Raw genomic sequence first — 20476 nt, 5'->3', positions numbered from 1 at the left:
ACGAGGTGAGCGAGCATTCTACTCGCTGTGCAGGTTTGCATAAATCGACTCTGCGAGCTTTTTGCTGATTCCCGGCGCCTTGGCGATTTCTTCGATGCTGGCACGGGACAATTCCTGAAGGCCGCCGAAGTGCTTGAGCAGGTCGCGGCGCCGGGTCGGGCCCACCCCTGCGACGCCTTCCAGGGTTGACGTTCGACGGGTTTTACCGCGTCGCGCACGGTGCCCGGTGATGGCAAATCGGTGGGCTTCGTCGCGGATCTGCTGGATCAGGTGCAGCGCCGGAGAGTCTCCCTTGAGGGTGAACTCATGGGCCGCATCGTTCAAGTACAACGTCTCGAAACCGGCCTTGCGCGTAGCGCCCTTGGCGACGCCCAGCAGAATCAGGTCGGGGATGGCCAGTTCGTTCATGACGTCGCGGGCCATGCTCAACTGGCCCTTGCCCCCGTCCACCAGCAAGATGTCCGGCAATTTGCCCTCGCCGTCCTTGATTCGGCTGAAGCGACGTGTCAGTGCCTGGTGCATCGCGGCGTAGTCGTCCCCCGCCGTGATGCCTTCAATGTTGTAGCGGCGGTAATCGGACTTGATCGGGCCCTCGGGACCGAACACCACGCACGACGCCACCGTCGCTTCGCCACTGGAATGGCTGATGTCGTAGCATTCCAGGCGCTGCGGTGGTTCATCCAGCTTGAGCACTTGCGCCAAGGCTTCAAAGCGCGCCGTAACGTGCTGACGGTTGGCGAGCCGCGCCATCAGTGCCTGCTCGGCATTGGTCACGGCCAGTTGCTGCCAGCGCGCACGGGTGCCACGCACCCGATGGCTTATGATGATTTCGCGGCCGCGTGAAGCATCGATCGCGTCGATCAGCGCGGGGAAATCCTCGCTGACCACGTTAACGATGACCTCCCCCGGCAGTTCGCGCTCGCCCCCGCCCAAAAAGTATTGGGCCAGGAAGGCCGACATGACTTCGCCCACCTCCTCCTCGATCCCGACCTGGGGGAAGAAATTCTTGCTGCCCAATACCCGCCCGCCACGCACGCTGATCAAGTGCACGCAAGCGCCGCCCGGATTGACGAACGCCGCCACCACGTCAACGTCGCCGGTGCCGCCGTCCATGCTCTGCTGGTCCTGCACGCGACGCAGCAGACCAATCTGATCACGCAGCTCGGCGGCGTGCTCGAAATCGAGGTTCATCGCCGACTTTTCCATCAGCGCGTTGAGCTCGTCAGTGAGGGCATTGCTGCGCCCCTCGAGGAACATCACCGAGTGACGCACATCCTCGTTGTAGATCTGCGGCTCGACCAAGTTCACACAGGGCGCCTTGCAGCGCTTGATCTGATATTGCAGGCAAGGCCGGGTGCGGTTCTTGTAGAAGCTGTCTTCGCACTGACGAACGTGGAAGGTTTTCTGCAGAATGCTCAGGCTTTCGCGGATCGCACCGGCGCTGGGGTAAGGCCCGAAATAGCGGCCCTTGGCCTTCTTGGCGCCGCGATGAATGCTCAGCCGGGGAAATTCGCCGTCGGACAGGTGCACATACGGGTAGGACTTGTCGTCGCGCAACAGGATGTTGTACGGCGGACGCGACTCCTTGATCAGGGTTTGTTCCAGCAGCAGCGCCTCGGTTTCATTGGCGGTGATGGTGGTTTCAACCTGAGCGATCCGCGCGACCAGCGCACCGGTTTTCGGGGCATGGCCGGTCTTGCGGAAATAGCTGGCGAGGCGCTTCTTTAAATTCTTGGCCTTGCCGACGTACAGCAGCTTGCCGTCGATATCGAACATCCGATAGACGCCGGGGCGGCCACTGCAGGTGGACAGAAAAGCACTGGGATCAAACGGTTGGGTCATTTATGCGCTGGCGTCGACCATGCCATGACGGACGGCCAGCAGGGCCAGCTCCACGTCACTGCTAATCGACAGCTTCTCGAATATGCGGTACCGGTAGGTATTCACGGTTTTGGGGGACAGGCAAAGCTTGTCGGAAATCGTCTGCACTTTCTGGCAGCCGACAATCATAAGGGCAATCTGGATTTCCCGCTCGGACAACAGGTCGAACGGCGAATTGCTGGTCTGGGGCTGGAAGGATTTGAGCGCCAGTTGCTGGGCGATCTGCGGGCTGATGTAGCGCTGCCCGGCGAACACCAGGCGAATGGCCTGAACCATCTCGGTCAGACCGGCGCCTTTGGTCATGTATCCCGCCGCGCCCGCTTGCAGCAGGCGCGTCGGGAACGGGTCTTCTTCGCACACCGTGACCGCCACCACCTTCATGTCGGGATGGCTGCGGATGAGTTTGCGCGTGGCTTCCAGCCCGCCGATGCCAGGCATCTTGACGTCCATCAGCACGACGTCGGGTTTCAGCTCGCGGGCCTTCTGCAACGACTCTTCGCCGGACTCGGCCTGTCCCACCACCTGCAAGCCTTCGATGTCGGCCAACATGCGCGTGATACCTGTCCGAACCAGATCATGGTCATCGACAACCAGCACCCTAATCAAGCAGACACCTCACCGAACAATGCGTGGCGACGACCCGCCACGTTAGCGAAAAGAAAGTAAGCGACCTGCTCTGGAGCACTGCGAGTGCATGTGTACCAGATGATCTACAAAGAGGTTCACACGCTATCATCATCGACCGCAAAACTTGATAAAAATCTTCAAACGCCCGACCGCTGCATCGCCCGGATTGCCTTATAACTTCCTGTCCGGGGCGTAACTGCTCTGATATTCCGCCAGGGTCGTGGTTAACCGGCAGATGGCATCCTGTTCCTCCTTTCCCAGGCTGCGGTAACTCCCCACCATCCATTCTTCGTTTTCGCTCAGGCCGACAATGGGCACCGGAGTGCGGGAACCTGTCAGCACGTACAACACGTCGACACCGCGAGGGGCGACGCGGGCGAGATAATCGGCCTTGGGGGTGCGTTCACCGTTTTCGTACTTGCCCTGCGCGTTGGCTTCCACGCCACCGATCTCACCGAATGCGCGTTGTGAAAGCCCCAAGCGCTCGCGCTCTTCCCTAATTCGGGCACCTATTCCACTCATTTGGATGCATAGCCTTGTTGACATCACTCTTTTGAGTGATAGAATCGAAATAATTTGAACGAACTTGAACGGTTTTGAACTATGCCCGGAATCCGTACCGCCGCACAAGCCAAGGCTTGGCTGGAACAGCAAGGCAAATCGGTTCAAGAGTTTGCCAGGGAGCACAACGTGGACCCGGCGACGACCTATCAAGTGTTGTCCGGGCGAAAGAAGGGCCGCCGGGGCGAGTCCCACAGAGTCGCGGTGCTGCTGGGAATGAAGATCGGCGTGATACCGACCGCCGGATCGTCGGAAGTACCCGAAGACTGATTCATTTTTTTGGCCGTGTTGTGGGTTGCTTAAAAGCGTGTTGTCCCCAATCAGCCTGATTGTAATTTCCAATTGAAGAACCCGATCGGTCTGAAGTAAGCTCGGCGGCATTCCTCGGAGTCAGACCATGTTGCGTTCCCTTTCCTTACAGTTGTTCAGCGCCGCCGACGGTTCACGTCAGGCTGAGCGTGCGGCTGCCTGGAATGCGACGGCGTCTACCGCTCCTGCTTCTTATTTTTATGGGTATTGGTTTAGCCACTGGCGCGCCTGATACCCAAACGGCGCCCTGAACTTCGGGACGCCCACCAGAGATCACTCTCACCCCCGGTCGGCTTCCCGACCGGGGGTTTTGTTTTTCTGGGCCACACATTTCTGACTGATTGATTCAAGGAGCTGCACATGAACCACCACCACTATTACCGCCACGACACCGACTTCGCCTGGCGATTTAGCAACCTCCGTTCGGGACAGCCTGCCGCCTCCGATCGGTCACTGACAGGTGGCATCGCCCTGCTCACAGCCAACCCGGCCAATTGTCGAACACCCCAGTAGGTCCGCGCGGGCAAACCCGCCGACCAGGAAGCCAGCACATGAATTCGCCCGTCGTCAGCAACACCCTCATCGACTTGCCCTCCGGCGTCGTCACTCTGAATGACAGCCGCCCTGCCCCGACACGCTTGCCCACGCCCCTCCAGCTGAAACATCAGCTGCCGCTGGACGCTGCCCTGACCGCCCAGGTCGCCGCCCACCGCCAGTCGATTCGCGCCATTCTCAACGGTGAAGATTCGCGCCTGCTGGTCGTTGTCGGCCCGTGCTCGATCCACGATCCCCACGCCGCTGTGGAGTACGCCGAACGCCTGGCACATCTCGCCGCCGAGGTCAGCGACCAGATGCTGCTGGTGATGCGCGCCTACGTCGAGAAGCCGCGCACTACCGTCGGCTGGAAAGGCCTGGCGTACGATCCCGCGCTGGACGGCAGTGACAACATGGCCGAGGGCCTTGCCCTGTCGCGGCAGTTGATGCGAGAGATGGTCCGGCTCGGCTTGCCGATCGCCACGGAGTTGCTGCAGCCGATGGCGGCGGGTTACTTCGATGATGTGTTGAGCTGGGTGGCCATTGGCGCAAGAACCACCGAATCGCAGATCCATCGGGAAATGGCCAGCGGCCTCGGCGTGCCCACGGGTTTCAAGAACGGCACCGACGGCGGTATCTCCATGGCCTGCGACGCCATTCGCTCGGCGGCCCACGCCCACCGGCATTTCGGTATGGACCCACAGGGCCACCCGGCGATTATTGAGACGTCGGGCAATCCCGACACCCACATCGTGCTGCGCGGCGGCCACGGCGGGCCCAACTATGACGCCGCCAGCGTTGCAGCGGTGAATGCCAGCCTGGCGAAGCACCGCATGGCCGCGCGCATCATGGTCGATTGCAGTCACGCCAACAGCGGCAAGGATCCGCTGCGTCAGCCCGCCGTTTTCAACGACGTACTGCAGCAACGGCTGGCCGGTGACCGGACACTGATCGGCATGATGCTTGAGAGTCACCTGTTCGAAGGCTGCCAGCCATTGAGTGCTCCCCTCAAATACGGCGTGTCGGTGACGGACGCGTGCCTGGCCTGGGAGTCAACGGAACGCCTGCTGCGCGATGGCGTGAACAAACTGCGCTACAGGTAACATCTGCAAACGGGAAGCCGGTAGCAGCCATGCGTCCGGCTTCCCCCAGAAGCGTCGTCGCCGTCAACTGCGGCCCGTGGCAGCGAAGACGCCCCTCGTGGGAAAGCGCCCCGCGCCTTCGGCGTATTTGCAACGCAACGCCCGCGCCTTTTCCAGCCTCTGCGGGACACAAGGTCTGGAGCGATGAAACGCTCGCCACGACCTGCACTAACCGGCGCATGGCCATACTCCGCTGCGCCCTCCGCCCATGACCTTCGCTGGTTAAGCTCGATCCTTCTTTTATATCGAAGGAATGATCGACATGTACAAGGAAGTCACCACCAAATACCCCATCTTGCTGGTCCACGGGCTGTTTGGCTTTGACCGGATCGGCAAGGTTGAAATGTTCCACGCCATCCCCCAGGCGCTGGAGAAAGCCGGATGCAGGGTCCACGTGCCGGCGCTGTCCGGCGTCCACGATAACGAAATTCACGGGGAGCAGTTGATTGATCAGATCGAACGCTTCCTCCGCCGCACCGGTTACCTGAAGGTCAACTTGATCGGGCACAGCCAGGGCGCGCTGACCTCCCGCTATGCCGCTGCGATGCGTCCGGATATCGTGGCGTCGGTCACTTCCGTGAGCGGCCCCAATCACGGATCGGAGGTGGCCGACCGGGTACGTCGGGCGCTGACGCCCGGGCAGATGCCTGAAGCGGTGGCGTCGCGGCTGACCGCAGGTTTTGCCCACTTCCTGGCGCTGCTGAGCGGTAACTCGGACCTTCCACAGGATCCGGTTCAGGCACTGGATGCGCTGACGACCGAGGGCGTCGCGGCCTTTAACCGCAGGTATTCCCAAGGACTGCCCGCAACATGGGGCGGCGAAGGCGCCGAACGGGTCAACGGCGTTCATTATTACTCGTGGAGCGGGTGCATCGACGGCTCGCTGTTTTCCGAGGGCCGCAATGCGCTGGACCCGCTGCACCTGGCGCTGCGCAGTTATGCACTGCTGTTCGAAAAGGAGGCTGCGTCCAATGACGGCCTGGTCGGCCGCTTCAGCTCTCATCTGGGCAAGGTCATCCGCTCCGACTATCCGATGGACCACGTGGATTCGATCAACCAGAGTGCCGGTCTGGTCCGCAAGCAGGTGGACCCGGTGAAGCTGTACGTGGATCACGCCGCTCTGCTGTTCCGCAAGGGGCTTTGACCGGCGATGTCGTCTGTCACGGGCCGTCAAAGGCGCCTGAACTTTCTCGGGAAACGAGGCCCTTATTCCGGTACGCTTCGTTTCTTTTTTTCACAGGAGTCACCCAAAATGGCCAAAGCCACTGCCCGCCACATCCTCGTTTCCAGCGAAGACAAGTGCAACGAACTCAAAACGCAGATCGAAGGCGGCGCTGATTTTGCTGAAGTCGCAAAATCCAATTCCAGCTGCCCGTCCAGCCGTCAAGGCGGCGACCTCGGCTCCTTCGGCCCGGGTCAAATGGTCAAGGAATTCGACACCGTGGTGTTCAGCGCGCCGCTGAACGTTGTTCAGGGCCCGGTGAAAACCCAGTTCGGTTATCACCTGCTGGAAGTGACCAGCCGCCAGGACTGATCCTCCGCGCTGCCGCACCAACGGCCCGCCCTTGAAAGCGGGCCGTTTGTTTATCCGATGCCCGCTCGGCAATGCATTGTCCGGTTACAAAGACGCCGGCTTTGCGGTACCTTGCCTGCGGGGCAATCAATAAAAAACCGGACCGGCCACCCCGCGCCGTCATGACCTTCAACCCAGATATTGCTCGCCGATGTCAGTCAGGATTCGTGCAATGCGTTTTGTTTTGTCATCGCTGATGGTCGCAACACTCGTCCTCGTTTCTGGTTTTCAGGTTTTATCCGCCGCCCCTCAACACGCATTGACCGTTTACGGCGAGGCGCCGCGTTATCCGGCGAACTTCGGGCATTTCGATTACGTGAATGCCGACGCCCCCAAAGGCGGAAGCATGCGCCGCTCGGCCCAGGAAATCGGTCAGTTCGATCACATCATGCCGTACCTCGACAAAGGCACCGGCGTGGCCCAGGTCAACGGCTTGCTGTACTCGCCCCTGGCGGTCAGGTCGCTGGACGAGCCCTACACCGTTTATGGCCTGATCGCAGAGAAAATGGAGCGCGCCCCCGACGGCCTGTCATTGCGTTTCTACCTGAGCCCCAAGGCTAAGTTTTCCGACGGCTCGGCCATCACCGCCGAGGACGTGCGCTTCACCTACAACCTGCTGATGACCCAGGGCAGCCTGTCGTACCGCACCGAGTTTCAAGACGTCAAAGGCGTCGAAGTCGAGTCGCCGACGCAGATCCGCTTTGATTTCAAAAGCAGTGAGAGCCGCACTTTGCCCCTGGATCTGGCCTCGCTGCCGGTGTTTCCCGAGCATTGGTGGAAAGACCGCGACTTCGCCAACGGCGGCGGCTTCGAGATTCCGGTGGGCAGCGGCCCGTATCGCATCGGCAAGGTCGACCCCGGGCGCAGCATCACCTTCGAACGCAACCCGGACTGGTGGGGCAAGGACCTGCCGGTCAATCGCGGCCTGTACAACTTCGATCACTTCAGCGTCGAGTATTTCGGCGACACCGACGTCGCCCGCCAAGTGCTGCGCGGTGGCGGTTATGACTACAACCGCGAATATTCCGCCACGGGTTACTCCATCGGCTACGACAGCCCGGCGTTGACCGAAGGCCGCTTGCAGCGGGCGCACCTGGCCAAGGGCGCGGTGCAGAGCTCTCAGGGTTTCATCTTCAATTTGGACCGTCCGAAATTTCAGGATCGCCGCGTGCGTCAGGCGCTGGCGATGCTGTGGGACTTCGAGTGGACCAACAAGCAGATGATGCGCAACGTTTATGTGCGTCAGAACAGCTACTTCTCCAACAGTGATCTGGCGGCGACGGCGTTGCCCACCGCGTCCGAGCTGAAGATCCTTGAACCGCTGCGCGGTCAGGTGCCGCCGGAAGTATTCACCACCGTCTTCCAGACCCCGAAAACCGATGGCAGCGGCTTCATTCGCGACAAACAGCTGCAAGCCCTGGCGTTGCTCGAAGAAGCAGGCTGGATGCCCCGGGGTGACAAGCTGGTCAACGCCCAGGGCGAACCGTTGAGTTTTACCTTCCTCAACGGGCAGAGCGGCTTCGAGAAAATCCTGTTGCCGTATAAACGCAATCTGGCGCAGATCGGCATCGACTTCGAAATCCGCCGCATCGACTCGGCGCAGTACCTGAACCGGGTCATGGCCCGGGATTACGACATGATCGTCACCGGCTACGGCGTTTCGACCTCCCCGGGCATGGAGCTGTACAACAACTTCGGCTCGAAGGTCGCCAACGATCCGGGGTCCAGCAACTACATGGTCTTGCGCGACCCGGCCGTTGACACCCTGATCGAGGGCCTGGCCAAAGCCGACAGCAAGCCGGCGATGGTGGATTACGCCCATGCCCTGGACCGGGTGCTGCAGTGGGGCTTCTACTGGATTCCCAACTATTACCCGCCCGGCTCGTCCACGGTGTGGTGGAACCGTTTCGGCATTCCCAAGGTGCAGGCCAGCAACAGCGAAGCCATCGATACCTGGTGGGAAGTGAGCCCCCAGGCACTGACCAACGAACAGTTCGCCCAGCAACGGGGCGCTTCGGCCATTCCCTCGGAGGTCAAGTAATGCTCGGCTACCTGATGAGGCGCCTGCTGCTGATCATTCCGACGCTGCTGTGCATTCTGCTGGTCAACTTTTTCATCGTGCAGGCCGCGCCCGGCGGCCCCGTCGAGCAAGCCATCGCCAAGCTTCAGGGCGTGGCCGGCGGCACTATTGGCGCCGGCCACACCGAAACCATGAACGCCGGGCAGTCCCGGGCCAGTCGCGGGCTCGACCCCAAGCTGATCAAGGAAATCGAGCACCAGTACGGTTTTGACAAGCCCCTGCATGAGCGCCTGTGGCTGATGCTGAAGAACTACGCGCAACTGGATTTCGGCAACAGCTTCTTTCGCGGCGCCAAGGTCACGGACCTGATCCTGCAAAAGATGCCTGTCTCCATCTCGCTGGGCCTCTGGGCGACGCTGATCACCTACCTGGTGTCGATCCCCCTGGGCATCCGCAAGGCGGTCAAGCACGGCAGTCACTTTGATATCTGGAGCAGCACGGCCATCATCATCGGTTACGCGATGCCGGCCTTTCTGTTCGCCATGCTGCTGGTGGTGCTGTTTGCCGGCGGCACGTCGCTGAGCTGGTTCCCGGTCCGCGGGCTGGTGTCCGAGAACTTTGATCAACTGAGCACCCTGGGCAAGATCGCCGACTACTTCTGGCACCTGGTGTTACCGGTCACGTCGCTGGTCATTGGCGGTTTTGCAACGCTGACCATTCTGACCAAAAACTCCTTCCTGAACGAAGTCACCCGCCAGTACGTGGTGACCGCCCGGGCCAAGGGGCTGAGTGAGCGACGGGTCCTCTACGGCCACGTGTTCCGCAACGCCATGTTGCTGATCGTGGCGGGCATTCCCCAGGCGTTTATCAGTGTGTTCTTTGCCGGTTCGTTGATGATCGAAGTGATCTTCTCCCTCGATGGCCTCGGCCGCATGAGCTACGAAGCCGCGGTGTCGCGGGATTACCCGGTGGTGTTCGGCTCGCTGTTCATCTTCACGCTGTTCGGGTTGCTGATAAAGCTGGTCGGGGACATCTGCTACACCCTGGTCGACCCCCGGATCGACTTCAGCGCGAGGAATGCGTGATGCGCAGACTGTCTCCGGTGGCACGCCGTCGCTTCGAGCGCTTTCGCAATAACCGCCGGGGCTGGTGGTCGCTGTGGCTGTTTTGCGGTCTGTTCGTGCTCAGCCTGTGCGGCGAGCTGATTGCCAACGACAAACCCCTGGTGCTGAGTTATCAGCATGAGCTGTACTTCCCCGCCTTCAAGCGCCACACCGAGCAGGAATTCGGCGGCCAACTGCCCTTTCAGCCGGACTACCGCAGCGACTACGTGCGCCAGCTGATCAGCAAGGGCGATGGCTGGATGCTGTTTCCGCCGATTCCGTTCAGCGATGACACACCCAACTATGACCTGAACAAACCGGCGCCGAGCCCGCCCTCTTCGATCAACTGGCTGGGCACCGACGATCAGGCCCGGGACGTGCTGGCCCGGGTCATTTTCGGCGCGCGGGTATCGATTCTGTTTGCCCTGGCGCTGACCTTCATCAGTGCGCTGATCGGCATCGCCGCCGGTGCATTGCAGGGCTATTACGGCGGCTGGGTGGATTTGATCGGACAGCGCCTGCTGGAAGTCTGGTCCGGGCTGCCGGTGCTGTACCTGCTGATCATTCTGTCGGGCTTCGTCGAACCAAACTTCTGGTGGCTGCTGGGGATCATGGCGCTGTTTTCATGGCTGGCGCTGGTAGACGTGGTGCGCGCCGAATTCCTGCGCGGGCGCAATCTGGAATACGTCAAAGCGGCGCGGGCGCTGGGGCTGAGTGATCGCAAGGTGATCCTGCGGCACATTCTGCCCAACGCGATGAACGCCACCCTGAGCTATCTGCCGTTCATCCTCACCGGGGCGATTTCCACGCTGACCGCGCTCGACTTCCTCGGCTTCGGCATGCCCGCCGGCAGCGCGTCACTGGGCGAGCTGATTGCCCAGGGCAAACAGAACCTGCAAGCGCCATGGCTCGGTTTCACGGCATTTTTCACACTGGCGCTGATACTGTCGCTGCTGGTGTTTATTGGCGAGGCCCTGCGGGATGCCTTCGACCCGAGGTCCTGAGATGTCCGAAAACCTGATCGAAATCCGCGACCTTTCGGTGTCGTTCAACGGGCACACCGTGGTCAAGCACCTGAGCCTGGACATCCCGGCCGGCGAGTGCCTGGCACTGGTCGGCGAGTCGGGCTCGGGCAAATCGGTGACCGCCCATTCGATCCTGCAACTGCTGCCCCAGGCCGGCACGCTGAGCACCGGCAGCATTCGCTACCGCGGCAAAGAGTTGCTCGGCGCCGATGGCAACGTCATGCGCGAGCTGCGCGGCAATCAGATCGCGATGATCTTTCAGGAGCCAATGACCTCGCTGAACCCTCTGCACACGGTGTCCCGGCAGATCGGCGAGACCTTATTGCTGCACAAGGGCATGGCAGGCAAGGCGGCCCAGGCAAGGATCATCGAGCTGCTGGAGCTGGTCGGCATTCAGCACCCGAAAAAGCGCCTGAAGGCTTACCCCCACGAATTGTCCGGCGGTCAGCGCCAGCGGGTGATGATCGCCATGGCGCTGGCCTGCGAGCCGGAACTGCTGATTGCCGATGAGCCCACCACGGCGCTGGATGTGACGGTGCAGCGCAAGATCCTGCTGCTGCTCAAACAGCTCCAGCAACGGCTGAACATGTCGCTGTTGCTGATCAGCCACGACCTGAATCTGGTCCACAGCATCGCCCAGCGGGTGTGCGTGATGCGCGCCGGGGAAATCGTCGAGCAGTCCAACTGCCAGTCGCTGTTCAAAAACCCGCAACATGCCTACAGCCGCTTGCTGCTGGACGCCGAACCGGCAGGCGAGCCGTTACCCCGGGACACCCGCGAGAAGGTGCTGGAGGTCGATAACCTGCGCGTCTGGTTCTCCCTCGGCGGCGGGATTTTCAACCGGCACCACGAATACCTGAAAGCGGTCGATGACATCAGCCTCAGCATCGAGCGCGGCAAAACCTTAGGGATCGTTGGCGAATCCGGCTCGGGCAAGTCGACACTCGGTCAGGCCATCCTGCGCTTGCTCGAGTCCCGTGGCAGTATCCGCTTCAAGGGTCACGCGCTGGACAGCCTGAATCAAAAGCAGATGCGCCCATGGCGCAAGCAGATGCAGGTGGTTTTCCAGGACCCTTACGGCAGCCTCAGCCCGCGCATGTCGGTGGCACAGATCATCAGCGAAGGGCTGGAAGTCCACAGCGACCTGGACCATGCCAGCTGTGAGGCCGAAGTGATCCGCGCGCTGGAAGAAGTCGGCATCGACCCGTCCAGCCGGCACCGCTACCCTCATGAATTTTCCGGCGGGCAGCGGCAGCGGATCGCCATTGCCCGCGCGCTGGTGCTCAAACCTGCCCTGATACTGCTCGACGAACCGACGTCTGCGCTGGACCGCACCGTGCAGAAGCAGGTCGTCGCGTTGTTGCGGCAATTGCAGGAGCGGCATGGCCTGACCTATCTGTTTATCAGCCACGACCTGGCCGTGGTCAAGGCGCTGGCCCATGACCTGATCGTGGTCAAGGACGGCAAAGTGGTCGAGCGCGGCGCGAGCCACGACGTGTTCGATGCGCCGCAGCACCCTTACACCCGGGAATTGCTGGCGGCGGCGCACCCCGGTTTCAATTGAAGCTCGCCCCAAACAGTAGTCTGTGCGGCCAGATGCCGAGGAACAGGATGGATGGAACCGCACATGAACGACAACGAAAGCCTGAAGGATTACCGGCGCGTTCGGCGGCTGGCGATCCGCTCGCTGTTTGAGATCATCGAGCAGTCCAGCGAGGGCACGGTCATCGTCGACCGCGACGCGCGCATCGTCTGGATCAACGAGCGCTACGCCCGCCGCTTTGGCCTGGAGGACCCGAGCCGCGCGGTGGGCCAGCCCTGTGAGCAGGTGATTCCCGGCAGCCTGCTGCGTCAGGTGGCGAGCAACGGCCAACCGATTCTGCTGGACATGATGGACACGGCGAAGGACCCGCTGGTGGTCATGCGCCTGCCGATCCATGACGACGGCGGCGCGGTGATCGGCGCCATCGGCTTCGCACTGTTCGATGAGCTACAGGCCCTGTCGCCGCTGCTCAAGCGCTATTCGAGCATGCAGCAGGAGCTGGCCTCGACCCGCTCGCTGCTGCGCGCCCGGCAAGCTAAATACACCTTTACCCACTTTATCGGCACCAGCGCCGCCAGCCTGGAAGTCAAACGCCGCGCCCGTCGCAGTGCCAGTACCGATTCCCCGGTGTTGCTGCTCGGTGAGACCGGCACCGGCAAGGAGCTTCTGGCCCACGCCGTGCACAACAGCTCGCCACGGGCGCACAAACCTTTCATCAGCATCAACAGCGCGGCGATTCCCGAGGCGTTGCTGGAGGCGGAATTCTTCGGCACGGCCCCGGGCGCGTTTACCGGCGCCGATCGCAAGGGGCGCCACGGCAAATTGCACCTGGCCGAGGGCGGCACGCTGTTTCTCGACGAAATCGGCGACATGCCCCTGCCATTGCAAAGCAAGTTGCTGCGGGTGCTGCAGGAAAAAGAATACGAGCCGGTGGGCTCCAACGCGATGATCAAAAGCGATGTGCGCGTGATCGCCGCGACCTCCACCGACCTTGAAGCGGCAATCAAGCGCGGCGAGTTTCGCGCCGACCTGTATTACCGGCTGAGCGTACTGCCCATAAAAGTGCCACCGTTGCGCGAACGTCTGGATGACATCCCAGCGCTGGCCGAGGCGATTCTTGAGGACCTTCACAGCCATCACGAACTGGCCCCCGCGGCCTTGGTGGCCCTCGCGCAGCACGCCTGGCCAGGCAATATCCGCGAGCTGCGCAACGTGCTCGAACGTGCCGCGCTGCTCAGCGACGATCTGCAGCTCAGCCCCGGCGACATTCGCGCCGCCATCGGTACGCTGGTGCCGGTCGCCAGCCCGCCGGTGGCAGCGTGGTCCGCGTCCAATGACCAGACCTACAGCGAGGCGCGCCAGCATTTCGACCGTGAGCTGATTCAGGCAAAGCTGGCCCAGTGCGCGGGGAACGTGGTGCTCGCGGCACGGCAGCTAGGGTTGGGCCGTTCGACGCTGTACAAGAAGATGGCCGCGCTGGGCATTGCCGAGTCTCAATAAAGAGACTGGCTGTCTACCTTACGGGATAACGGGCACAGGTTCCCGCACCAGAGCGGCTGCCACCCCGACACGATCGCTTTGGCGGTCCCCGTTCCGGCCTTAACCATCCCATTATCGGGACGCACAGGACCGCCGCCACCACCCATTTCAGCTAAACCTCATAATAATCAGCCACTTAGCGCGATGGCATGAATGTAGCTATACCTCCTGTTGCGCGGCCTCGCCGCACCCAAAACAAAAACAACAGGAGACACTCGATGAGTGTGATCATCGCTTTAGCGGCGCTTACGCTGCTGATGCTGGCTGCCTACCGGGGTTACAGCGTCATCCTCTTTGCCCCCATCGCGGCCCTCGGCGCCGTACTGCTCACCGACCCCTCTGCCGTGGCGCCCGCCTTCACCGGCGTGTTCATGGACAAGATGGTCGGCTTCGTCAAACTCTACTTTCCGGTGTTTCTGCTCGGTGCCGTGTTCGGCAAGCTGATCGAGCTGTCGGGCTTTTCGCGCTCCATCGTGGCCGCCGCCATTCGCTTGCTCGGCACCCGCCAGGCGATGCTGGTGATCGTGCTGGTCTGCGCACTGCTGACTTACGGCGGCGTGTCGCTGTTCGTCGTGGTGTTTGCGGTGTACCCGTTCGCTGCCGAGATGTTCCGCCAGAGCAACATTCCCAAACGGCTGATTCCGGCGACCATCGCCCTGGGTGCGTTTTCGTTCACCATGGACGCCCTGCCCGGCACGCCGCAGATCCAGAACATCATCCCGTCGACCTTCTTCAACACCACGGCGTGGGCGGCGCCGTGGCTGGGGCTGATTGGCACGGCGTTCGTGTTCAGCGTCGGCATGCTGTTTCTGCAGCGCCAGCGCAACAAGGCCCAGCGTGCCGGCGAAGGCTACGGCACCGAGCTGCGCAACGAGCCAGACACCCCGGCCGATATCGCGCTGCCCAACCCGTGGATCGCGCTGGCGCCGCTGTTGCTGGTCGGGATCATGAACCTGCTGTTTACCCAGTGGATTCCCCAGTGGTACGGCAAGACTCACACCCTGGCACTGCCGGGCATGGCCACGCCTGTGCAGACCGACATCGCCAAGATCACCGCGATCTGGGCCGTGGAAGCGGCGTTGCTGGTGGGCATTGTGTTTGTGCTGCTGTTCGCCTTCAGGACGGTGAAATCCAAGCTGGCCGAGGGGAGCAAGGGTGCAGTCAGTGGCGCACTGCTGGCGGCGATGAACACGGCGTCGGAATACGGTTTCGGCGCTGTGATTGCTTCGTTGCCCGGATTCCTCGTGCTGGCCGACGGACTGAAGAGCATTCCCAACCCGCTGGTCAACGAAGCGATTACCGTGACGCTGCTGGCCGGGATCACCGGGTCGGCGTCCGGGGGCATGAGCATTGCCCTGGCGGCGATGTCCGACAGCTTTATCGCGGCGGCCCATGCGGCGAACATTCCGCTGGAGGTGTTGCACCGCGTCGCGGCCATGGCCAGCGGCGGCATGGACACCCTGCCGCACAACGGCGCGGTCATCACCCTGCTGGCGGTCACCGGCCTGACCCACCGCGAGGCCTACAAGGACATCTTCGGCATCACGATTATCAAGACGCTGGCAGTGTTCGTGGTGATCGGCGTTTTCTATGCAACCGGCATCGTATGAGGAATTGAACATGAGTCTGCAAGGCAAAACCGCACTGGTCACCGGCTCTACCAGCGGCATCGGCCTGGGCATCGCGCTGACGCTGGCCAAGGCCGGCGCACATCTGGTGCTCAACGGCTTCGGCGATGCGTCGGCGGTGATCGAGCAGGTCAAGCAGTACGGCGGTAAGGTCGGCCACCACCCGGCGGACGTCAGCGATGTCGCGCAGATCGCCGACATGATCGCCTACGCCGAGCGCGAATTCGGCGGCGTCGACATTCTGGTCAACAACGCGGGGATTCAGCACGTCAACGCGGTGGAGGATTTCCCTGTCGAGAGCTGGGACAAGATTATCGCCATCAACCTGTCGTCGGTCTTTCACAGCACACGGTTGTGCCTGCCAGGCATGCGTGCCAAGGGTTGGGGTCGGATCGTGAACATTGCCTCGGTGCATGGCCTTGTCGGTTCGACGGGCAAGGCGGCGTATGTGGCGGCCAAGCACGGCGTCATTGGCTTGACCAAGGTGGTCGGGCTGGAAACCGCTGCAAGCAATGTCACCTGTAACGCCATCTGCCCGGGCTGGGTGCTGACGCCGCTGGTGCAGAAGCAGATCGATGATCGGGCTGCGCAGACGGGTGATGTGGAGCAGGCCAAGCATGACCTGCTGGCGGAAAAGCAGCCATCGCTGGAATTCGTGACGCCTTCGCAGTTGGGGGAACTGACGTTGTTTCTGTGCAGCGAAGCCGGGGCGCAGGTGCGTGGCGCGGCGTGGAATATCGATGGAGGGTGGCTGGCGCGATAAGGGCGGCAAGCCCTGTAGCACCGGCTTTAGCCGGGAAGACGTCGGTCGCTACACCTCAAATGTGTGGTGTTCATACCGACCTCTTCCCGGCTAAAGCCGGTCCTGCAAGGGAAGGCGTCAGTGATGACACCGCAAAATCCTCGCCGAGGAAACCTCAATTCCCCGGCTCGTCCCGCTCGTCCACCAGCCCCCAATCCTTCACATTCACCTGCGCGGCAGGCTGGGGCGCACGGGGGGAGCTGGCGATGGTCGATGGCCCGTCCTCGCTGTGCAGTTTCAACCGCAGTCGCACGTTGTTGGCCGAATCCGCGTTCTTCAGGGCTTCGTCTTCAGTGATTGCGCCCTCCACCGCCAGGTCATACAGCGCGTTGTCGAAGGTCTGCATGCCGAGGTTGGTGGACTTCTCCATGATGCCCTTAAGCTCGGTCAACTCGTTGCGGTGGATCAGGTCGCGAATCGTCGGCGTGCCCAGCATCACCTCCACCGCCGCGCGGCGCTTACCGTCAGTGGTCTTGACCAACCGCTGGGAGACGAACGCCTTGAGGTTGTTGCCCAGGTCATGGAGCAACTGCGGCCGGCGCTCTTCGGGGAAGAAGTTGATGATGCGGTCCAGCGCCTGGTTGGCGTTGTTGGCGTGCAGCGTCGAGATGGCCAGGTGGCCGGTGTCGGCAAAGGCCAGCGCGTGCTCCATGGTTTCGCGGTCGCGGATCTCGCCGATGAGGATCACGTCCGGCGCCTGACGCAGGGTGTTCTTCAACGCCGCATGAAAGCTGCGCGTGTCGACGCCCACTTCCCGCTGATTGATGATCGAGCGCTTGTGTTTGTGGATGAACTCCACCGGGTCTTCGATGGTAATGATGTGGCCGCTGGCGTGACGGTTGCGGTGGTCGATCAGTGCGGCCAGCGAGGTCGATTTACCCGAACCAGTGGCGCCGACGAACAGCACCAGGCCGTGCTTTTCCATGATCACATCGAGCAGGACCGGCGGCAGATGCAGGTCTTCGAATTTGGGGATGTCGAGTTTGATGTTGCGCGCCACAATCGACACTTCGTTGCGCTGCTTGAAGATGTTGATCCGGAATCGACCTACACCGGACAGGGAAAACGCCAGGTTCATTTCCAGGTCGCGTTCGAAATCCGCGCGCTGCTCGGCGTCCATGATGCCGTTGGCAATCACCGCGACGTCACCGGGCTTGAACGCTTCGGTGCCCAGCGGCTTGAGCACGCCATTGAACTTGGCGCAGGGGGGCGCGCCGGTGGACAGGTAAAGGTCCGATCCATCCTGGGTGGCAAGCACCTTCAACAACGCCGGAAAATCCATAAGGCAACACCGTACATGAGGTTTGAGGAGACTGCAGGCCTACAGGTTGTGGACCTTCGACCGGTTTTAACGTTCGGGCTGTTTGCTGGCCGGGGCAAGGCCCTTGAACAGCCGGGTCAGGGCCGTGTGAAGAGCCGGGTCAGGCCTGTCTCAGCGCCGAGCCACACGTTCGTCCGGTCAAGGTGTGGGAAATTACCCGAAATCGCGCAGCAAAGGCATAATGCGCGGCTTTTTTATCGAGACGTCCGGTACCCCATGAAAGCCCAAGCCCGCCACATTCTGGTCAAGACCGCTGAAGAAGCCGAGCAACTGAAGCAGCGCATTGCCAAGGGCGAAGCGTTTGACGTACTGGCGAAGAAGTATTCGACGTGCCCGAGCGGCAAGCGCGGCGGGGATCTGGGTGAAGTGCGACCGGGCCAGATGGTCGGCGCGATTGACCAGGTGATTTTCAAAAAACCGTTGCGGACCGTGCATGGTCCGGTCAAAAGCAAATTCGGGTATCACCTGGTGCAGGTGTTTTATCGGGATTGAGGGTTGGGGCCGGAATGTGTAGTGGTCGTTCTGGCCCCCTTGCCTTAGCAGGACTGGCTTTAGCCGGGAACAGGCCGGATTGAGCACTCTCGATTTTGCGGTGTGTCGCCTGGCCCCTTCCCGGCTGAAGCCGGCCTACAGGGTGTGCGCGGCCCTACGCAGGGTTCTCGGCCCTGCCTCAAATCGGCATCACACTGCGCGGGATCAACGCCCCCGGGTGCTGAATCACCAGGCTCGCCAACTGATGCCCGGCGTTGGCCGCATCTTTCGGACCGCCGCCGCGCAAACGCCGACCCAGATAGGCCGCGCTGAAGGAATCCCCCGCCGCCGTGGTGTCGATGACTTTCTGCACGGTGTGCGCAGGCACTTCATAACGCCGGTCGTCGACGCTCACGAGACAGCTCTGCGCCCCGCGCTTGACCACCACTTCGCTGACACCCAGGTCGCGGTAGGTCTGCAAAATTTCCTCGCCGTCGGCGTAATCGAACAGCGCCTGCTCGTCCTCCTCGGTCAGCAGGGCCAGATCCACTTCGTGCATGACCGCGCGATACGCCTGCCGCGCTTGCTCGACACTGCGCCAGAGGCGCGGGCGGTAGTTGTTGTCGAACACCACCCGCGCGCCACGGTCCCGGGCATCGCCGAGGGTCGACAGCAGCCGCGCCCGACCCGTCTCCCCCAGCACCGCCAGGGTGATGCCGCTGAAATACAGCACGTCGTAATCCGGCAGCGCGGCCAGCACCGGCTCCGCCGCCGGCGTGGTGAAGCATTCGCGCACTGCCGCCTCGTTGCGCCAGTACAGGAAACGCCGCTCGCCGTTGGCGTCGGTTTGAATGCAATACAGCCCCGGCAGCCGCCCCGGCAGACGCTGGACCCGACTCAGGCCAATGCCCTCCTCCGTCCAGACCTGGCACATGGCGTCGCTGAAACTGTCATCGCCCAGCGCCGTGACGTAATCCACCTGCGCCGCCGAACCCAGCAGCCGCGACAGGTACACCGCCGTATTCAGCGTGTCGCCGCCGAAGCTCTGCTTGAGCGTGCCGTTGGCGTGCTGTTGCAACTCGATCATGCATTCGCCGATCAGGGCGACGCGCGGGTAGCTGTGACTGACCATTTCACTCATTGCAGACTCCTGTCAGAAGCAGGTATCAAAGGATTCGATGACGCGCAGGTCATCGCCGACCAGGCACCCCGTGCGCCATTTGTCGAAGGTCAGGCACGGGTGCGAGGTGCCGAACGAAACGATATCGCCGACCTTCAACTCGCAGCCCGGCGCGACGGTCATGAACGCATGCTGATCCATCACCGCCGTGACGGTGCAGGCGCTGACGTCCTCGCCAGTCGCCGGCACCGCCCCTGGCGCATAGCGCTTGATCGGGTTGGGCATGCCGGCGTCGAACGCCACGTCGCGCTTGCCCATGGCAATCACCGCAAAACCCGGCTCAGGCATCGACTGCACATGGGCCCAGACTTCCATCGCCGGCCGTAAGCCTTCGCTGAGGTCGTGGCGTCGGTCGAGCACGCAGCACTGCGCGTCTTTGTAGATGCCGTGGTCGTGGACCACGTAACTGCCGGGGCGCAGCACGCTGAGGAAACGCTCGCGCACCTGTTGCTTGTCGAATTCCTCGGCAATCAGGTCGTACCAGGCCGAACCCGAGGCTGTGACGATCGGGCGATCGAGGGCAAACGCGCCCTTGTCCTGCAGGGTCACGGCCAGCCGCACCAGCGATGTGGCGAACGCGCGAATGCCGCTCACCGCCTGGTCGCCATGGATCACGCCTTCGTAGCCCTCGATGCCGGTCAGCTTCAGCGCCGGTTGCGCCGCAATGGCGTCGGCCAGGGCCATGACCTCGGCTTCGCTGCGGCAGCCGCAACGCCCACCGACCACGCCGTACTCGATCATCACATTGAGGGTCAGGGCCTTGGCGGCGAAGAACTCGCCCAGCGCCTTGACGTTGTCCGGGTGGTCGACCATGCAGTGAAAGTCGAACATCCCGTCCGTGAGCATCTCGGCGATGAGCGCCATGTTCGGCGCGCCGACCAACTGGTTAGCCATCAGCACCCGACGCACGCCGTGGGCATAGGCCGCGCGGGTCTGCACCGCCGTGGCGAGGGTCATGCCCCAGGCGCCGTGCTGCAACTGCCGCAGAAACAGCGCCGGCACCATGCTGGTCTTGCCGTGGGGCGCCAGTTCGGCGCCGCTGTCGCTGACGAACTTCTGCATCCAGCGCAGGTTGTGCTCCAGCGCCGTGTCGTGGATGACCAGCGCGGGCAGGCTGACGTCCCGCACCAGGTGGTCGCCGGGTTGCGTGGCGCCTTTTTCAATCGCGGCAATGCTCATCTCTGTTCTCCTGAATTTTTTGTTCGTGTGTGCGGCGA

The 20476-nt window shown here is 62.2% G+C and carries 19 protein-coding genes; 13 read left to right on the top strand and 6 right to left on the bottom strand.

Features of this window, described 5'->3' with window-relative positions:
- Positions 1-18: 18 nt before the first annotated feature.
- The 3 genes from uvrC to SLW75_RS02855 form a co-directional block, all read right to left on the bottom strand.
- Positions 19-1842, bottom strand: a complete 1824-nt coding sequence (uvrC, locus tag SLW75_RS02865; protein ID WP_296309801.1) for an excinuclease ABC subunit UvrC — start codon at positions 1840-1842, stop codon at positions 19-21.
- Positions 1843-2487, bottom strand: a complete 645-nt coding sequence (gene uvrY, locus SLW75_RS02860; protein WP_065990451.1) for a UvrY/SirA/GacA family response regulator transcription factor — start codon at positions 2485-2487, stop codon at positions 1843-1845.
- 192 nt (positions 2488-2679) lie between these two features.
- Positions 2680-3030: a helix-turn-helix domain-containing protein gene (locus SLW75_RS02855; protein WP_065990449.1), complete on the bottom strand. Its 351-nt coding sequence runs from the start codon at positions 3028-3030 to the stop codon at positions 2680-2682.
- Positions 3031-3111: 81 nt separating this feature from the next.
- Between SLW75_RS02855 and SLW75_RS02850 the strand changes: the two genes are divergently transcribed.
- From SLW75_RS02850 to SLW75_RS02795, 12 genes are all read left to right on the top strand, one after another.
- Positions 3112-3339, top strand: a complete 228-nt coding sequence (locus SLW75_RS02850) for a DNA-binding protein (protein WP_192131880.1) — start codon at positions 3112-3114, stop codon at positions 3337-3339.
- Between the two features lie 399 nt (positions 3340-3738).
- A complete protein-coding gene (locus SLW75_RS02845) occupies positions 3739-3891 on the top strand; it encodes a hypothetical protein (RefSeq protein ID WP_410933479.1) in 153 nt (50 codons plus the stop codon).
- Between the two features lie 38 nt (positions 3892-3929).
- A complete protein-coding gene (locus tag SLW75_RS02840; RefSeq protein WP_410933478.1) occupies positions 3930-5015 on the top strand; it encodes a 3-deoxy-7-phosphoheptulonate synthase in 1086 nt (361 codons plus the stop codon).
- Between the two features lie 301 nt (positions 5016-5316).
- Entirely contained in the window at positions 5317-6198 is an 882-nt protein-coding gene (locus SLW75_RS02835; RefSeq protein ID WP_410933477.1) for an esterase/lipase family protein, read from the top strand.
- A gap of 108 nt (positions 6199-6306) precedes the next feature.
- Positions 6307-6588 (top strand): peptidylprolyl isomerase, encoded by a 282-nt coding sequence (locus tag SLW75_RS02830; protein WP_065990442.1) that lies wholly within the window; start codon positions 6307-6309, stop codon positions 6586-6588.
- A 211-nt stretch (positions 6589-6799) separates the two neighbouring features.
- Positions 6800-8668, top strand: coding sequence for an extracellular solute-binding protein (locus SLW75_RS02825; protein ID WP_410933476.1), 1869 nt, complete (start codon positions 6800-6802; stop codon positions 8666-8668).
- On the top strand, positions 8668-9732 hold the full coding sequence (locus SLW75_RS02820; RefSeq protein WP_192131888.1) for a microcin C ABC transporter permease YejB: 1065 nt from the start codon (positions 8668-8670) through the stop codon (positions 9730-9732). Before SLW75_RS02825 ends, SLW75_RS02820 begins: the two co-directional genes overlap by 1 nt.
- Positions 9732-10754: an ABC transporter permease gene (locus tag SLW75_RS02815; protein ID WP_065990436.1), complete on the top strand. Its 1023-nt coding sequence runs from the start codon at positions 9732-9734 to the stop codon at positions 10752-10754. The genes SLW75_RS02820 and SLW75_RS02815 overlap by 1 nt, the downstream gene beginning before the upstream one ends.
- A 1-nt stretch (position 10755) precedes the next feature.
- Complete coding sequence (locus SLW75_RS02810; protein ID WP_410933475.1) at positions 10756-12339, top strand: ABC transporter ATP-binding protein; 1584 nt, start codon at positions 10756-10758, stop codon at positions 12337-12339.
- A gap of 63 nt (positions 12340-12402) precedes the next feature.
- The gene (locus SLW75_RS02805; RefSeq protein ID WP_296315185.1) at positions 12403-13818 is read left to right on the top strand and encodes a sigma-54 interaction domain-containing protein; all 1416 of its coding nucleotides are present in this window, start codon (positions 12403-12405) and stop codon (positions 13816-13818) included.
- A 257-nt stretch (positions 13819-14075) separates the two neighbouring features.
- Positions 14076-15467, top strand: a complete 1392-nt coding sequence (locus tag SLW75_RS02800) for a GntP family permease (protein ID WP_410933474.1) — start codon at positions 14076-14078, stop codon at positions 15465-15467.
- Positions 15468-15477: 10 nt separating this feature from the next.
- Positions 15478-16248, top strand: coding sequence for a 3-hydroxybutyrate dehydrogenase (locus SLW75_RS02795; protein ID WP_410933473.1), 771 nt, complete (start codon positions 15478-15480; stop codon positions 16246-16248).
- A gap of 154 nt (positions 16249-16402) precedes the next feature.
- Here the strand turns inward: SLW75_RS02795 and SLW75_RS02790 are convergent, their stop codons facing one another.
- On the bottom strand, positions 16403-17569 hold the full coding sequence (locus SLW75_RS02790) for a PilT/PilU family type 4a pilus ATPase (RefSeq protein ID WP_410933472.1): 1167 nt from the start codon (positions 17567-17569) through the stop codon (positions 16403-16405).
- Between the two features lie 255 nt (positions 17570-17824).
- On the opposite strand from SLW75_RS02790, the gene SLW75_RS02785 reads away from it, so the two are divergent.
- Positions 17825-18100 carry a peptidylprolyl isomerase gene (locus tag SLW75_RS02785; protein ID WP_037009819.1) on the top strand — a complete coding sequence of 92 codons (276 nt, stop codon included), beginning with the start codon at positions 17825-17827 and terminating at the stop codon, positions 18098-18100.
- A gap of 178 nt (positions 18101-18278) precedes the next feature.
- Here the strand turns inward: SLW75_RS02785 and SLW75_RS02780 are convergent, their stop codons facing one another.
- Both SLW75_RS02780 and SLW75_RS02775 read right to left on the bottom strand, forming a co-directional pair.
- A complete protein-coding gene (locus SLW75_RS02780) occupies positions 18279-19220 on the bottom strand; it encodes a sugar kinase (protein WP_410933471.1) in 942 nt (313 codons plus the stop codon).
- Between the two features lie 12 nt (positions 19221-19232).
- Complete coding sequence (locus tag SLW75_RS02775; protein WP_410933470.1) at positions 19233-20438, bottom strand: amino acid deaminase; 1206 nt, start codon at positions 20436-20438, stop codon at positions 19233-19235.
- Positions 20439-20476 lie beyond the last annotated feature (38 nt).

Source organism: Pseudomonas sp. W5-01 (assembly GCF_046540435.1).
In the GTDB taxonomy this organism is placed as follows: domain Bacteria; phylum Pseudomonadota; class Gammaproteobacteria; order Pseudomonadales; family Pseudomonadaceae; genus Aquipseudomonas; species Aquipseudomonas graminis_B.
Note: the sequence above shows the minus strand (reverse complement) of the source record. Positions and strands in the feature narration are given on the sequence as shown.

Coding starts and splice junctions, on each gene's coding strand:
- uvrC (WP_296309801.1), bottom strand. CDS start 1,842: ATGACCCAACCGTTTGATCCCAGTGCTTTTCTGTCCACCTGCAGTGGC.
- SLW75_RS02855 (WP_065990449.1), bottom strand. CDS start 3,030: ATGAGTGGAATAGGTGCCCGAATTAGGGAAGAGCGCGAGCGCTTGGGG.
- SLW75_RS02850 (WP_192131880.1), top strand. CDS start 3,112: ATGCCCGGAATCCGTACCGCCGCACAAGCCAAGGCTTGGCTGGAACAG.
- SLW75_RS02845 (WP_410933479.1), top strand. CDS start 3,739: ATGAACCACCACCACTATTACCGCCACGACACCGACTTCGCCTGGCGA.
- SLW75_RS02840 (WP_410933478.1), top strand. CDS start 3,930: ATGAATTCGCCCGTCGTCAGCAACACCCTCATCGACTTGCCCTCCGGC.
- SLW75_RS02835 (WP_410933477.1), top strand. CDS start 5,317: ATGTACAAGGAAGTCACCACCAAATACCCCATCTTGCTGGTCCACGGG.
- SLW75_RS02830 (WP_065990442.1), top strand. CDS start 6,307: ATGGCCAAAGCCACTGCCCGCCACATCCTCGTTTCCAGCGAAGACAAG.
- SLW75_RS02825 (WP_410933476.1), top strand. CDS start 6,800: ATGCGTTTTGTTTTGTCATCGCTGATGGTCGCAACACTCGTCCTCGTT.
- SLW75_RS02820 (WP_192131888.1), top strand. CDS start 8,668: ATGCTCGGCTACCTGATGAGGCGCCTGCTGCTGATCATTCCGACGCTG.
- SLW75_RS02815 (WP_065990436.1), top strand. CDS start 9,732: ATGCGCAGACTGTCTCCGGTGGCACGCCGTCGCTTCGAGCGCTTTCGC.
- SLW75_RS02810 (WP_410933475.1), top strand. CDS start 10,756: ATGTCCGAAAACCTGATCGAAATCCGCGACCTTTCGGTGTCGTTCAAC.
- SLW75_RS02805 (WP_296315185.1), top strand. CDS start 12,403: ATGAACGACAACGAAAGCCTGAAGGATTACCGGCGCGTTCGGCGGCTG.
- SLW75_RS02800 (WP_410933474.1), top strand. CDS start 14,076: ATGAGTGTGATCATCGCTTTAGCGGCGCTTACGCTGCTGATGCTGGCT.
- SLW75_RS02795 (WP_410933473.1), top strand. CDS start 15,478: ATGAGTCTGCAAGGCAAAACCGCACTGGTCACCGGCTCTACCAGCGGC.
- SLW75_RS02790 (WP_410933472.1), bottom strand. CDS start 17,569: ATGGATTTTCCGGCGTTGTTGAAGGTGCTTGCCACCCAGGATGGATCG.
- SLW75_RS02785 (WP_037009819.1), top strand. CDS start 17,825: ATGAAAGCCCAAGCCCGCCACATTCTGGTCAAGACCGCTGAAGAAGCC.
- SLW75_RS02780 (WP_410933471.1), bottom strand. CDS start 19,220: ATGAGTGAAATGGTCAGTCACAGCTACCCGCGCGTCGCCCTGATCGGC.
- SLW75_RS02775 (WP_410933470.1), bottom strand. CDS start 20,438: ATGAGCATTGCCGCGATTGAAAAAGGCGCCACGCAACCCGGCGACCAC.